Genomic DNA, 14,745 nt, shown 5'->3' with positions numbered 1-14,745 from the left:
AAAACAGCCCTTAATATCTTCCTATTTATAAGTTAAATCCAACACGAAGTTTGTAACTTTGTAATATGAAAAAGAAATCTTCGACTTTTAGATTTTCTTTAAAAAATAATACACAAAAGAATGATTTACCCCAAAATAGCGCTTGCTCAAAGCATTATCGAAATTTGTTTAGCAAAAGGAATCACCAATATTATAATTTCTCCGGGATCAAGAAACGCACCTTTAACGATTGGGTTTGCGCAAAATCCTAATTTTAAATCTTACAGCATTGCTGATGAGCGTTGTGCTGCTTTTTTTGCATTGGGTATTGCACAGCAAACCAAACAGCCAACTGCAATTGTTTGTACTTCAGGATCTGCATTATTAAACTATTATCCGGCTGTAGCCGAAGCATTTTACAGTCAGATTCCGTTAATCGTAATCTCTGCAGATCGTCCGCAAAGCAAGATCGATATTGGTGACGGACAAACAATTCGCCAAGAAAATGTTTTCCAGAATCACTCCGTTTTCAATGCCAATTTAACCGAGGAAGCTTCCGTTGAAAATGATTTAAAAATCAATAAAGCAATCGAAACTGCAATCCTTCAAAAGGGACCGGTTCATATCAATGCACCATTCGAAGAACCTTTATACGAAACAGTTTCAGAGCTTTCTGTTGAACCAAAGATTACCCATTCAGAGGAAATTCTCGGAACAAAAATTATCGAAAATATTGATGATGTAGCTTCTGTCTGGAATACTTCAAAAAGAAAATTAATTCTTATTGGAGGTATAAACGAAGCCAATTCTGTTAGTAAAGAAATTCTCGAAAATTTCGCCAAAGATCCTTCAATTGTAGTCCTTACAGAAACAACATCAAATTTGCATGAACCAAGTTTTATTAATAGTATAGACAGTTTAATTACACCTTTTGACGATTTTGATTTTAAAGAATTAGAACCGGAAGTTTTAATCACTTTTGGTGGTATGATTGTTTCAAAACGTATTAAAGCTTTTTTGCGAAAATATAAACCTGCACATCACTGGCACATAGACACTTTACGTGCTTACGATACATTTAATGCTTTAAGTAAACATTTTGTAATGGAGCCAGACGATTTTTTCAAAGAACTGCTTCCAAAAACAGCATTTGTTTCAAGTAAATATTTCTCAAAAATTGATAAAATTTACGATTTACGAAAAATCAGAAAACAGGAATATTTGCGTAAAATTACATTCTCTGATTTTAAAGTATTCGAAAAAGTAATAGAATCACTTCCTAAAAACAGTCAGCTTCAAATAAGCAATAGTTCAGCGATCCGTTATGCGCAGTTAATCGAAATTGATCCTTCAATCGAAGTTTATTGCAACCGGGGTACAAGCGGTATTGATGGAAGTACATCAACAGCGATAGGAGCGGCGGTAGGAAGAAATGATATACAAACCGTATTTATTACCGGAGATATTGGTTTTTTATACGATAGCAATGCTTTATGGAATTCTTATATCCCTAAAAACTTCAAGATTATTATAATTAATAATGGAGGAGGAGGAATCTTTAGAATTTTACCTGGACATGAAGAAAAACCTGTATTTAATACTTATTTCGAAACTTCGCATAATCTTACCGCAGAACATTTAGCAAAGATGTATAAGCTTAATTATTTTACTGCTAACGATGTAGCATCTCTTGAAGAGGCAATAAAAAACCTTTACAGTAATAATACTGCGGCAGGAATTCTGGAAGTGTTTACTCCAACTTTAGAAAATGATGTTATTTTAAAACAATATTTTAAAGAGCTGGTTTAGTAATGTAGACCAAATGAAATGTTTTTTTTAGAAAATGTTACAGATAAATCTCTTCAGAATTTAAAAAACAAAAGCGCCAATTTTAGGCGCTTTTTATGTTATGATTTTATCGAATAGGAACGGGGAAAACCGGCAAACTTGCATGACCTAAATCATCTACGGTTTGTATAGCAAAAAAGTAATTATCTTTAGAATAAGGGATTTCAGCTTTGGTGTCTTTTATAAAAAAGGTTTTCTGCCAATGAGAAGAAGATGTTTCTCTCATTAAAATCTGATAACCGTAGGGAGGTTTTCCTTCTGGTGCATTCCAGGAAAAAGTAGATGAATTAGAAAGGTTTTTAACTTCGATACCTACATTTGCTGGTGCTTTTGGTGACCACGCTAAATTAGCCAATGTAGCCAAATTAGAACAAGTGTTCTTTCGTAAATACTCAAAGTCCATAAATTCGACCAAATCACCGTATTTAATACCATTTTCAGTTCTTAAATCCTGATGTTGGTGATCAAAATTCTCATTCATTTCACAAAAACGAACTGCTGTAAATCCATTTTGACTAAACGGAGTATGATCGCCTCCACGTAAAAAGCGATCATTTCTATAGACCAATTTTACAGTCAATTGATCAACGTATTGTTCTGTAACCGTTTTTATGTAACGCGCCAATAATCTCGACGGACTGTCATTATCGCGGCTTGTTGCTTTACGCATTTTAGCTTCATCTTCGGTTTCAAGAAACGGAATCGTTTCGCTAAAAACCCTGATTTGTGTATTGTCTCTTAAATTAGTTCCGCTTGACAAACTATTGCCAATCATATCATTATTTAGCATTGCTATAATGTTCCAGTTGGATTCTTTTGCCTTTTCAGCAAGATATCTTGCCCCAATAAGTCCTTGTTCTTCACCAACCACAGCAACAAAAATAATAGTGGCAGAAAAAGATCTTTTGCTCATTACTTTCGCTAGTTCCATTACAGCTGCTACTCCTGAAGCGTCATCATTTGCGCCTGGCGCATCAGATTTTATATTCATAACATCAGAAACTCTTGAATCCAGATGACCGCTTATAATAAGGACGCGATTGTCATTGGGGTCGCTTCCTTTTAAGGTTGCCATAACATTACCAAGCTGACTGTCTTTATTAATACGCTTTCCGTCTGCTTTTATAGTAAAATAATCAATTTCAGCGGTCAGTCTTCCATTCGATTCCAATGCATATTTATCAAACTCAGATTTTACCCATTGCTGCGCCGCACCAATTCCTTTGGTCTTACTTTTAGTATCACTTAAAGTATGTCTTGTACCAAAGGAAACTAACTTTCGAACAGTAGCTTCAAGGTTTTCTGCTTTAATTTCGGTAATCATTTTTTTTATTTCCGGATCTTCAGCAACTTGGGAAAAGATAATTTGGGTAAAAAACAAGAAAGTAAAAACGGAATAGAAAAAGGTCTTTTTCATTGATTTGGAATTATTTTTTGATTCTCAAATTTAACTAAAAAATAATCAAACCCTGAAAAAGATATTGATGGATTTTTTTTCACTGTACCATTTTCAAACTTCGTACATTTGCAGCTTAGAAACTTAGTTGCTTATCAGCTTAGAACCTTAAAGAATATGATTGAAATAGGAAAATACAATGCCCTTACTATATTACGTGATACCAAAGTTGGTTTGTTTTTAGGTAATCCTGAAAAAGATCCTGAAGGAATTCACGATATATTATTACCCAATAAATACGTTCCGAACGAATTTGAAATAGGCGAAGAACTTATAGTGTTTGTTTATTTAGACCACGAACAACGCCCGGTTGCTACAACGCTTGAACCTTATATATTATTGAACGAGTTTGCTCTTTTAAGAGTAAATTATACCAATCAGGTTGGTGCTTTTATGGATTGGGGAATGGAAAAAGACATTCTTGTTCCTTTTAAAGAACAAGCCCGCCCAATGGAAAAAGGAAAACGTTACCTGGTTCACCTTTATATGGATGAAAAAACCAATCGTTTGGTAGCTTCAAGTAAATTGAACCAATTTCTAAGCAATGAAAACCTAACGGTTGAAAAAGGTGAAGAAGTTGATTTGATCGTGTCACATATTACGGAATTAGGTATCAATGTAATTATCAATGAGCAACATAAAGGTTTGTTGTACAAAGATGAAGTTTACGATGATGCCATTAGAACCGGAGACAGATTGACGGGGTTTATCAAAAACATTCGTCCTGATAATAAAATTGATGTTGCGTTACAAGTACAGGGTTATCAAAGTATTGAACCAAATGCAGAAAAAATATTAGATGAATTAAGAGCCAATCGCGGTTTTTTACGTCTCAATGACGCTTCGCATCCTGAGGATATTAAAACAGTATTAAAAATGAGTAAAAAGACTTTCAAAAAAGCAATTGGAGCTTTATACAAAGACAAACTTATTGAAATAAAAGAAGATGGAATTTATCTTGTAAAAGAATAATTTCTTTTAAATTTCAAAATTTTTTAAATTCCAAATTCCAATCTGAAAAATAGATATTGGAATTTGGAATTTTTATTATTGGAATTTAATTTTAGGAATTTTTAAAATTATAAACAGGAAAGGCTGCTCATTACAAGCAGCCTTTCCCTTTTTATTCTAGTTTTAAAAAAAATTGTAATTAAAAAAAAACAGAAATAAAATAATTTGAATCCTTCAAGAAATAAAAGCTTTAAAAATTTTAGAAATTACTTCTTGAAACGGTATGTCTTTAAATAACTTATACATTCATATTAAAAGCGAAACGTCAATTTCACGGCTAATCCATTGGTTTGATAAAATAACGTATAGAAAGTTTTAGTTAGCATTTTTTCCTCTTTTCGTAATCAATTTTATACTAATTACTAAACAATTCTAGCATTTAACCTTAGGTGTTACTATCTCCTTTTCGAAGTTTCAATAAATGAGTAAATCATTTGCCCATTATTTAAGGGTTTACTATTAAGAACCGTAAAAAAATGAGCGACAAATTTTTTAAATTTTCTCAAAAAAATCATTTTTTAGGTTAATAAATCAGTGAAAGAAAATCAATCCCAAATCGATGAAATAAAATGTATCTCATTGATTTCTAGGGTGTAAAATTACTTATTATTTTCCGAAACTAATGTTAAAAAATGTTATTTTTTATATAAGACTGTCAATTGTTAACATTGAAAGTAATTTTCGTACAGACTTAACGCAAATAGAGTAGGTAAAAATGTAAAAATGGTTTATTTTTACGCTATAATTATTAAAAATAAAACAAATAGAAATGGATTGGATAACTGCCAGAGAATTTGAAGATATAACATATAAAAAATGTAACGGAGTTGCAAGAATCGCTTTTAACAGACCCAATGTTAGAAATGCTTTTCGCCCTAAAACAACTTCAGAATTATACCAGGCTTTTTACGACGCTCAGGAAGATACTTCTATTGGAGTAGTTTTACTTTCTGCAGAAGGACCATCTACCAAAGATGGCGTATATTCTTTTTGCAGCGGAGGAGATCAAAATGCACGCGGACACCAGGGTTATGTAGGTGAAGATGGTCAACATCGTTTGAATATTCTTGAAGTGCAGCGTTTAATCCGTTTTATGCCAAAAGTCGTTATTGCAGTTGTTCCGGGTTGGGCAGTTGGAGGCGGACACAGTTTACACGTAGTTTGCGACATGACTCTGGCAAGTAAAGAGCACGCTATTTTTAAACAAACAGATGCTGATGTAACTAGTTTCGACGGGGGTTACGGATCTGCTTATCTGGCAAAAATGGTAGGCCAGAAAAAAGCACGTGAAATTTTCTTTTTAGGAAGAAACTATTCAGCGCAGGAAGCGATGGATATGGGAATGGTAAATGCCGTAATCCCTCACGATGAATTAGAAGATACGGCTTATGAATGGGCTCAGGAAATACTTCAAAAATCCCCAACTTCTATCAAGATGCTAAAATTTGCGATGAACCTTACAGACGATGGAATGGTGGGTCAACAGGTTTTTGCCGGCGAAGCTACTCGTTTAGCCTACATGACCGAAGAAGCGAAAGAAGGAAGAAATGCATTCTTAGAAAAAAGAAAACCAAACTTTGGAGAAAACAAATGGTTGCCATAAAAAGTAATTAGTTTCTAGTCACAGTCTCAGTCTCAGTCTCAGTCTGAAAACTGAAACTGTGACTGAAAACTTTTTCAAGAACTCTAAAATCTAAAATTAAAAATAAATGAAACATTGGATTGAAGCCGCACGACTGCGCACATTGCCTTTATCAGTTTCCGGAATTATAGTTGGAAGTATCTATGCGCTTTCAAACCCAACCTCTACGATCGATACACCAACAGAAGTATTCAGTTGGAAAATTTTGGGTTTTGCACTCTTAACAACATTAGGCTTACAGGTTTTATCCAATTTTGCAAATGATTACGGAGATGGCGTAAAAGGTACTGATAACGAAGACAGAATAGGGCCAAAACGTGCTATCCAGAGCGGAATTATTACACCTCAGGCCATGAAAAAAGCCATAATAATAACGTCGATATTGACTTTATTATCTGCAATAACCCTAATTTATTTTGCTTTCGGAGAATCAAATTTTGGATATTCTATCTTTTTCTTATTACTGGGAGTTGCAGCAATTGTATCAGCAATTCGTTATACTGTTGGTAATTCAGCTTACGGATATAAGGGTTTTGGTGATCTATTTGTTTTTGTATTCTTTGGTTTGGTAAGTACCTTAGGAGTCAACTTTTTATATTCAAAAGAAATCGACCCGCTTTTAATTCTTCCAGCCATTGCCATTGGTTTGCTAAGCGTAGGAGTTTTAAACCTAAATAACATGCGTGATGAGGAATCTGACCGAAAATCAGGAAAAAACACTATCGTAGTTCAGATAGGAGGGGCAAAAGCCAAAATTTATCATTTTACACTGATCATTACCGCAATGCTTTGTGTGCTTATTTTTGCTGTTTTAAGCGATTATAACTTCGATCAGTATTTGTTTTTACTGGCTTATATACCTTTAACTAAACATTTAATTACTGTTTATAAAAATCAAAATCCCAAACTGTTAGATCCGGAATTAAAAAAATTGGCACTTAGCACATTTTTGCTTTCCATATTATTAACAGTGTGTATGATCTCATTGATTTCAGACATTATTGTGAACCTTTTCTTAGGCGGCAGATAAAACAAAGTTCAACTTTAAAATTTAAACAAAATGAAAATCACATATTACGGACACGCTTCATTAGGTATTGAAGTTGGCGGAAAACACATTCTTGTTGATCCTTTTATCACCGGAAATCCTAAAGCCGCAGGTATAGATATCGACACATTACAAGCAGATTATATCTTGCTTACACACGCACACGGTGATCACGTTCTTGACGTCGAAGCTATTGCAAAACGTACGAATGCAACGATCGTTTCGAATGCAGAAATTACCAGTTATTACGCTCAGAGAGAGTTTAAAGCGCACCCAATGAATCACGGGGGAAGCTGGCAATTCGATTTCGGAAAAGTAAAATATGTAAACGCCATTCACTCAAGCTCTTTTCCTGACGGAAGCTACGGCGGAAATCCAGGTGGTTTTGTGATCGAAAGCGAACATAAAAACATCTACATTGCAGGTGATACAGCGCTTACATACGATATGAAACTGATTCCGTTACGTACAAAATTAGACTTAGCGATTCTTCCAATCGGAAACAATTTTACAATGGATGTTGAAGACGCCATTATTGCTTCAGATTTTGTAGAATGCGATAAAATCCTGGGTTATCATTTTGATACTTTTGGTTATATCGAAATCAATCATGAAGAATCTATTCGTAAATTTTTCGATAAAGGAAAAGATTTAATGCTTCTCGAAATCGGTGAATCAATCGAATTATAATAATTTATTATCCCAAGCGTAGTAAAAGGAAGGAGCTATTTCCCGCTTTCGGCTATATCTTTTTTGAGAAGATGAAAAATCTTCTCAAAAAAGGATACCGCCTCTATCGGGGCTAAGGCTTCAGTTTTCATAAGAAATTTAAATGAATGACACTATTAAATATATTTGCGATTGTTGCGGCAAAGAGCACGAAAGCTGGCCGGCAATAACTTATAACGCACCCAATAGTTACAGTAATCTTTCAGCTCAGGAAAAAGAAGAAATTGCAGTTATCGATGAGGATTTCTGTGTAATAAAGTATGCTGATGGTCATATTGATAGATTCATTAGAGTAGTACTTATTCAAAAAGTAAACGATCATTGCGAAGACCTCGAATACGGTTTCTGGGTTTCATTGAGCCAAACAAGTTTCAAGGATTATCTCGAAAACTTCGATAATGAAAATCATGAAACACAATATTTTGGATGGCTTTCCAATTATATTCCTCAATATGAATTTTCAAATAGTATTCCAACAACCGTTGTCACTAAAAGCGGAAACGACAGACCGGAAATTTTCCCTCATAAAGATTTCGACCATCCTTTTGTAAAAGATTTTTATAACGGAATTACAAAAGAAGAAGCTGAAAAGAGGATTCGGGAAATACTATAAAAATTAGGCTTGAAATTTGCATGAGACATTTAACTAAATTTTCTAAAATGAATTTAAAAAAGATTGCCTTGTTTCTTTTAGTTGCGTCATCTTGCAACACATTCGCGCAAAAAGATGGCTATTGGGATAAGGAACGCGCTACTACAAAAGAAATTATAGTTTCAGCACGAGACCGAATTGTGCTAAAAACCGAAGATTTACCTGTTGGAACAACAGAAATCGTTTATAGAATCACACTATTAGACGAAAATCAGGAAATGACCAATAGTTTGGTTTCGATATTAAAATCCATTCCTGATCCAACCGGAATATCTCAGGGTTCTGCCGGAGCTGTTTTTTTAATGTCGAAAATTTCTGGTGACGACACTTGTTCTTACGCGCTTTTTACTTCAAACGAAAATGCTAAAAAATACATTTCTGATGGTAAAACGGATAAAGCCTGTTACAACCAGGAAGAACCATTAAGTAAAGATGCCAAACGATTATCACTTGATAAATCTTCATGTTTAGGACAAAATATTAGTACACTGTGGTTTGGTTTTCATAGTAAAAACTGGCTTTTAAACCAAAAAATAGTACTGGAAGTTGTGCCGTGGGTCGATTCAAAATTAAATCGTGGATGGAATCAGGACAATAAAAATGAAATTATAAGTCTTTGCAAAACATCTACAATGGCGCAAAAGATGGCCAATTCTGATGATTTTTGCGTTTGTATTCTCGAAAAAATAATGAAACAATATCGTTATACAGAATTTCAGAAATTATTGCCAATAGAGAAAAACAAAGTATATAAAGACTTCGGGAACAGTTGTTATAAAGATGCCGATATTTCTAAAAACGTTTACAACGATCTAAGAACACAAGCTCAGACTTTGATAAAACTGCAAAAATACAACGAAGCCATTCAAAAACTCAATACGATTATTAATGACGGAAAAGCAACCGCAATCGATTATGGATCTCTTGGCTACTGCTACATTTTGACCAAACAATATGCAAAAGCAATTAAATTTCTGAAAGAAGGCGAAAAATTAGACGATACAGAATTATTGGTAAAACTAAATTTGGCACACGTTTATCTGGTAAGCGACGACTACAGCGAAGCAAAAGCCATTTATAAAAAATACCAAACTCAAAATGTCACAGACAGTTTAAGCTGGAAAGAAAAAACCAAACAGGATTTTACCGTTTTCGAAAAAGCCGGATTACCATCAAAAGACTTTGAAAGAGTTTTAAAATTATATAATTAATAAAAAGTTTTGCCACAGATTAAAACGATTGAGGAAAAGATAAAAACATTCAATGTTTAAAAAAAAATCATTTTAATCTGTGTAATCTGCGACATAAAAATAAGATATTTTGAAAGCAACTTACCAAAAATACATGCTCGAATTTAAGCGTCCTTCGGGAACGTCGAGAGGTGTTATGACCGAAAAAGAAACCTGGTTTATTGTTCTTGAAGAAAATGGTAAAAAAGGAATAGGCGAGTGCGGTATTTTGCGTGGTTTAAGTGCAGATGATCGGGATGATTACGAAGAAAAACTGAACTGGGCGTGTCAAAATATTCAATTGGGAGAAACTGCTTTATGGGAAGCTTTATTAGAATTTCCGTCGATACAATTTGGGATCGAAATGGCTTTTTTATCTCTTAAAAGTGAAAATCCATATGTGTTATTCCCTTCGGATTTTACCAATAATTCTAAATCAATTGCAATAAATGGATTGGTTTGGATGGGTGAAGCTGCGTACATGAAACAACAAATTGAAGAGAAATTAGCCGACGGTTTTAATTGTATCAAACTTAAAATTGGCGCTATCGATTTTGATAAGGAATTAGAATTGTTACACTTTATCCGAAGCCATTTTTCGGCAGAACAGATCGAAATTCGTGTAGATGCAAATGGCGCTTTTGCCTTTAATGAAGCTTTAGATAAACTCCATCAATTAAATCAATTTCAGCTTCATAGTATAGAACAGCCAATCAAAAAAGGTAATAGTAAGGTAATGGCAAATTTATGTGAAACAACTCCGTTTCCTATTGCATTAGACGAGGAATTAATCGGTGTTTTTTCATTACCCGAAAAAGAAAAATTACTGCAGGAAATAAAGCCTCAATACATTATTCTGAAACCAAGTTTTATAGGAGGCTTCAGAGGAACCAAAGAATGGATTGATTTAGCCAATAAATATAATATTGGCTGGTGGATCACATCAGCTTTAGAAAGCAATATTGGTCTTAACGCCATTTCTCAATGGACATTTCTTCAAAACTCAAAAATGCCCCAGGGTTTAGGAACCGGCGCACTTTACACCAATAATATCGATTGTCCTCTTGAAGTTTCAGAAGGAAAATTGTGGTACAATACTTCTAAAAAATGGAGTCCTTTTTTTTAAAGGTGAAGAGAAACAAAGGTCCAGAGGTTACAATAAGTAGGATAAAAAAGTAAACTGACTTTACTGCATTGCCTAATAGATAAAGTGCTTTTTGATTCTTGATTGTTTGAAAACTCAATTTTAAGAGTGAATTAAATTAAGTAACTTGCATAAAAATTAAATTGAGACAATAAAAATGGTCGAAATAGAAAGAAAGTTTCTTGTAAAATCGGATGATTTTAAAGAACAGGCTTTTACGCAAAATAATATCGCTCAGGGATATTTGAGTTCAATTCCTGAAAGAACTGTTCGCGTTAGAATAAAAGGAAATAAAGGCTTTATTACAATAAAAGGAATTGGTCAACAGGGAGGAATGTCTCGTTTTGAATGGGAAAATGAAATTCCGCTTGGTGAAGCTCAGGAGTTGCTTAAATTATGTGAAAAAGGCAAAATAGAAAAAACTCGTTTTGAAGTACAATCCGGAAAGCACATTTTTGAAATCGATGAATTTTATGGAGAAAATGAAGGTTTGATAATGGCCGAAATCGAGTTAAAATCTGAAACAGAATCATTTGAGAAACCTGATTGGCTAGGCGAAGAAGTGACAAATGACAAAAGATACTACAACGCATATTTGAGTAAAAATCCTTTTAAAAGCTGGGAAAAGCAATAAAGTTATGACAGAACAATATGATTTGATTATCGTTGGCGGCGGACCAATAGGGCTTGCTTGCGCGATCGAGGCTCAAAAGAAAAAATTACGTTATTTAATTATTGAGAAAGGTGCGATTGTAAATAGTATTTTTAATTATCCCTTATATATGACTTTCTTCTCGACGGCAGAAAGACTTGAAATTGGAAATATTCCGTTTAATTGTCTGGCTCCCAAACCAGGCCGTCAGGAAGCTTTAGAATATTACAGAAATATTCATCGCTATTTTAATTTCTCCATTCATTTATTTGAAAAAGTAAATACGGTTCTGAAATTAGAAAATAAATCTTTTAAGATTACAACCGACAAGTCTTCGTATGAAGCGAAAAACGTAGTCATTGCGACGGGTTTTTATGACATTCCGATTGAAATGAACGTAAAAGGAGAAGAATTATCTAAAGTGCGTCATTATTATAAAGAAGCGCACGAATATGCTTTTAGAAATGTTCTGGTAGTAGGCGCCAATAATTCATCTGTTGATGCTGCTTTAGAATGTTGGAGAAAAGGGGCAAATGTTACGATGGTTATTCGTAAAAACGAAATTAATAACAGAGTCAAATATTGGGTCAAACCGGATATCGAAAACCGAATTGCAGAAGGAAGTATAAAAGCTTATTTTGAATCGAATATTACTGAAATACTAGAAAATGAAGTAGAAATAGCAACACCTACCGGGAAAGTGACTATAGAAAATGATTTTGTTCTGGCATTAACAGGCTATAAACCAGATTTGACTTTTCTGGAAAAGATGGGAATTCAACTATCTGATGATGAATTAAAAACTCCTCAATACGATCCTGAAACAATGGAAACCAATATTGAGGGTTTATTTTTGGCGGGAGTAGTTTGTGGCGGAATGCAAACACATAAATGGTTTATAGAAAATTCCCGCATTCATGCCAATATGATTGTAGATTATATCACCTCGAAGTAAAAGGTTTGCCACAGATTTTAAAACATTAAAATATTTTTTTTCACCATTAAGAGATTAAGTTATTTAAGAAACAGTACTTAATTTTTCTTAATATCTTAATGGTTTATTTAAAAATTAAATGTTTAAAATTTGTAGAAAAAAAATTAAGAGCTGCAAGAAAGCATAGAACACCCAACTTTAGATCTCGCCCAATCCGGACGTTTGGCAAACCATTTTTCGTATTCCGGCTGCTCATCATAAGGCTTTTTCAGTACATTGTAAAGCTCATCAATTAAAGAATAATCTCCCTGATCTGCCGCATCAATTGCCAACTGTGACATATAATTACGCAAAACATATTTAGGATTTATAGTATTCATTTTTTTCGAACGATTTTCGTCTGATAGTTCCTCAGTATTTAATCTTTCGATATAAACAGTACACCATTTGATCCAGGCTTCTAAGATTTCTCCTGAAATTTCTTCAGGCTTGTAAAAAGAATCTTTTATCCTTTCAATTGTTTTTTCTGTTGTATCAGATTTTAAAATTTGGCTCAAATTTCTAAAAAAGATGGTCATATCGGTTTCTGATAACTGCAAAACAGTTTCTAAATCAGTTATTAATTTACTATCAGCTTCAGTTGAAGTAAATATTCCTAATTTACTCAAAAACATTATTTTATAATCAGAATCAAAATCATTTATAAAAGATTCTAATATTTTTTCTAAAGGCTCTGCTTCATTGATTAAAGGATAAAGAGCATTTGCCAGTTGATATAAATTCCATTGCGCAATTTGTGGCTGATTGCCAAAACGATATCTTCTGTTTTGACTGTCTGTAGTATTAGGTGTCCAATTTGGATCGTAATTTTCTAACCAGCCGTAAGGTCCGTAATCAATCGTGATCCCGTGAATCGACATATTATCTGTATTCATCACACCGTGTACGAAACCTACTCGTTGCCAGTGTAAAATCATTTCGCGAGTTTTATCTGCAACTGTTTGAAAGAATTGTAAATATTGCTCTTTGGGTTCTCCTTTTATTTCAGGAAAATAATGCTTGATATTGTACGCTACAAATTCTTTTAGATTTTTGAGTTCGTTTCTGGCAGTTAACATTTCAAAACTTCCAAAACGAATAAACGATGGCGCTACACGACAAACAATTGCACCTTTTTCGTAAGCAGGATTTCCGTTGTATAAAATATCCCTTAAAACTTCATCTCCGGATAACATTAGCGAAAGCGATCGGGTAGTGGGAACGCCCAAATGATACATTGCTTCGGCACACAAATATTCCCTTACAGAAGAACGCAAAACAGCAAGACCATCTGCAGTTCTTGAGTATGGCGTTTTTCCGGCTCCTTTTAATTGGAGCGTATAAAATTCGTTATTATGTTCTATTTCGGTTAAGTTAATTGCACGGCCGTCGCCCAATTGCCCAGCCCAATTACCAAACTGATGTCCCGCGTAACACATAGCATAAGGACGCGTTTCAGGAAGAATTTCTTTTCCTGAAAAAGCATTCAAAAAAGATTCTGACTGGATTTCATCCGGAGCAATTCCCACTAATTCAGCGACTTCCTCGGAAGCGTGGATTAATTTGGGCTCAGATGGTCTTGTTGGATTTACATAAGAGAAAACAGCATTAGAAACCTGACGAATTTCATTTGTTTCATTAGCATCTGCAGGTAATTCAACAGTAAATCGATTATTTATTTTTAAATTTTTCATTTTAAATTTTATTAATTTGCCACAGATTATATGAATAAAATGATTCTTTTTAAATCTCTAAGAGATTTATAAGTAAGTAAGGAAAATCATTCTCATCTTTTTAATCTGTGGCAGAAACTTATATTTAGTGAGCTAATTTATCTGCGTACATTTTTTTTAATTGCTGTACTTTCGGGGCAATTACAATCTCGCAATATCGCGCATCCTGATTGTTATTATAATAATTTTGATGGTCTTCTTCGGCTTCGTAAAATACTTTAAATGGTATTAATTCAGTTACAATTGAATCTTCGTAAAAAGGTTTAACTTCTTTAAAAACTTCTTCTGCAATTGCTTTTTGTTTTTCGTCATGATATAAAACTACAGAACGGTATCGAGTCCCAACATCTGCGCCCTGACGATTTACAGTTGTGGGATCGTGGCTTGTCATAAATATAAGTATCAAATCATGATATGAAATTATGTCAGGATCAAATGTTACTTGTATGACTTCGGCGTGACCTGTTCTTTCGGTACAAACTTCCCGATATGGAGGATTCTTGATAAAACCTCCCGAAAATCCTGATTTTAATGATTCTATTCCGTTTAAACGCTGAATTACAGCTTCAATACACCAAAAGCATCCACCACCAAAAGTAGCTAACGATAAATTTTTCATTAAAGTATTGTTTAGTTTTACTTTCCCTAT

General features: G+C 33.8%; 13 protein-coding genes. 10 read left to right on the top strand and 3 right to left on the bottom strand.

The features are described 5' to 3' along the window. The first annotated feature begins 120 nt into the window (after positions 1-120). Complete coding sequence (gene menD / locus FLP_RS14710; RefSeq protein WP_065450224.1) at positions 121-1,788, top strand: 2-succinyl-5-enolpyruvyl-6-hydroxy-3-cyclohexene-1-carboxylic-acid synthase; 1,668 nt, start codon at positions 121-123, stop codon at positions 1,786-1,788. Between the two features lie 106 nt (positions 1,789-1,894). Here the strand turns inward: menD and FLP_RS14705 are convergent, their stop codons facing one another. Then, on the bottom strand, positions 1,895-3,244 hold the full coding sequence (locus FLP_RS14705; RefSeq protein WP_065450223.1) for a M28 family metallopeptidase: 1,350 nt from the start codon (positions 3,242-3,244) through the stop codon (positions 1,895-1,897). A 156-nt stretch (positions 3,245-3,400) separates the two neighbouring features. Here FLP_RS14705 and FLP_RS14700 point away from each other — a divergent pair, with 156 nt between their 5' ends. From FLP_RS14700 to FLP_RS14660, 9 genes are all read left to right on the top strand, one after another. Next, complete coding sequence (locus FLP_RS14700; RefSeq protein ID WP_065450312.1) at positions 3,401-4,255, top strand: CvfB family protein; 855 nt, start codon at positions 3,401-3,403, stop codon at positions 4,253-4,255. Between the two features lie 808 nt (positions 4,256-5,063). After that, entirely contained in the window at positions 5,064-5,897 is an 834-nt protein-coding gene (locus tag FLP_RS14695) for a 1,4-dihydroxy-2-naphthoyl-CoA synthase (RefSeq protein ID WP_035681238.1), read from the top strand. Between the two features lie 106 nt (positions 5,898-6,003). After that, positions 6,004-6,966, top strand: coding sequence for a 1,4-dihydroxy-2-naphthoate octaprenyltransferase (gene menA, locus FLP_RS14690; protein ID WP_065450222.1), 963 nt, complete (start codon positions 6,004-6,006; stop codon positions 6,964-6,966). 30 nt (positions 6,967-6,996) lie between these two features. Continuing rightward, complete coding sequence (locus FLP_RS14685) at positions 6,997-7,674, top strand: metal-dependent hydrolase (protein ID WP_065450221.1); 678 nt, start codon at positions 6,997-6,999, stop codon at positions 7,672-7,674. A gap of 142 nt (positions 7,675-7,816) precedes the next feature. Next, a complete protein-coding gene (locus FLP_RS14680; RefSeq protein WP_083195879.1) occupies positions 7,817-8,326 on the top strand; it encodes a DUF2199 domain-containing protein in 510 nt (169 codons plus the stop codon). A 47-nt stretch (positions 8,327-8,373) separates the two neighbouring features. Next, entirely contained in the window at positions 8,374-9,576 is a 1,203-nt protein-coding gene (locus tag FLP_RS14675) for a tetratricopeptide repeat protein (RefSeq protein WP_065450220.1), read from the top strand. A 109-nt stretch (positions 9,577-9,685) separates the two neighbouring features. Next, entirely contained in the window at positions 9,686-10,720 is a 1,035-nt protein-coding gene (locus tag FLP_RS14670; RefSeq protein ID WP_065450219.1) for an o-succinylbenzoate synthase, read from the top strand. A gap of 175 nt (positions 10,721-10,895) precedes the next feature. Beyond that, positions 10,896-11,372 carry a CYTH domain-containing protein gene (locus tag FLP_RS14665; protein ID WP_065450218.1) on the top strand — a complete coding sequence of 159 codons (477 nt, stop codon included), beginning with the start codon at positions 10,896-10,898 and terminating at the stop codon, positions 11,370-11,372. A 4-nt stretch (positions 11,373-11,376) separates the two neighbouring features. Further along, positions 11,377-12,345: a YpdA family putative bacillithiol disulfide reductase gene (locus tag FLP_RS14660; RefSeq protein WP_065450217.1), complete on the top strand. Its 969-nt coding sequence runs from the start codon at positions 11,377-11,379 to the stop codon at positions 12,343-12,345. Between the two features lie 143 nt (positions 12,346-12,488). On the opposite strand, the gene FLP_RS14655 is transcribed toward FLP_RS14660, so the two are convergent. Next, a complete protein-coding gene (locus tag FLP_RS14655) occupies positions 12,489-14,057 on the bottom strand; it encodes a protein adenylyltransferase SelO (protein ID WP_065450216.1) in 1,569 nt (522 codons plus the stop codon). 124 nt (positions 14,058-14,181) lie between these two features. After that, positions 14,182-14,715, bottom strand: a complete 534-nt coding sequence (gene msrA, locus FLP_RS14650; protein ID WP_065450215.1) for a peptide-methionine (S)-S-oxide reductase MsrA — start codon at positions 14,713-14,715, stop codon at positions 14,182-14,184. Between the last annotated feature and the right edge of the window lie 30 nt (positions 14,716-14,745).

Origin of the sequence: Flavobacterium piscis (assembly GCF_001686925.1) — a bacterium.
Lineage (GTDB): Bacteria > Bacteroidota > Bacteroidia > Flavobacteriales > Flavobacteriaceae > Flavobacterium > Flavobacterium piscis.
The sequence above is the reverse complement of the archived record's forward strand: the minus strand, read 5'-3'. Positions and strand labels throughout refer to the sequence as shown.

Bases quoted from the DNA above. Each gene is read 5' to 3' on its own strand.
- FLP_RS14695 (WP_035681238.1), top strand. From the start codon at position 5,064: ATGGATTGGATAACTGCCAGAGAATTTGAAGATATAACATATAAAAAA.
- FLP_RS14705 (WP_065450223.1), bottom strand. From the start codon at position 3,244: ATGAAAAAGACCTTTTTCTATTCCGTTTTTACTTTCTTGTTTTTTACC.
- FLP_RS14675 (WP_065450220.1), top strand. From the start codon at position 8,374: ATGAATTTAAAAAAGATTGCCTTGTTTCTTTTAGTTGCGTCATCTTGC.
- msrA (WP_065450215.1), bottom strand. From the start codon at position 14,715: ATGAAAAATTTATCGTTAGCTACTTTTGGTGGTGGATGCTTTTGGTGT.
- menD (WP_065450224.1), top strand. From the start codon at position 121: ATGATTTACCCCAAAATAGCGCTTGCTCAAAGCATTATCGAAATTTGT.
- FLP_RS14680 (WP_083195879.1), top strand. From the start codon at position 7,817: ATGAATGACACTATTAAATATATTTGCGATTGTTGCGGCAAAGAGCAC.
- menA (WP_065450222.1), top strand. From the start codon at position 6,004: ATGAAACATTGGATTGAAGCCGCACGACTGCGCACATTGCCTTTATCA.
- FLP_RS14685 (WP_065450221.1), top strand. From the start codon at position 6,997: ATGAAAATCACATATTACGGACACGCTTCATTAGGTATTGAAGTTGGC.
- FLP_RS14655 (WP_065450216.1), bottom strand. From the start codon at position 14,057: ATGAAAAATTTAAAAATAAATAATCGATTTACTGTTGAATTACCTGCA.
- FLP_RS14660 (WP_065450217.1), top strand. From the start codon at position 11,377: ATGACAGAACAATATGATTTGATTATCGTTGGCGGCGGACCAATAGGG.
- FLP_RS14665 (WP_065450218.1), top strand. From the start codon at position 10,896: ATGGTCGAAATAGAAAGAAAGTTTCTTGTAAAATCGGATGATTTTAAA.
- FLP_RS14700 (WP_065450312.1), top strand. From the start codon at position 3,401: ATGATTGAAATAGGAAAATACAATGCCCTTACTATATTACGTGATACC.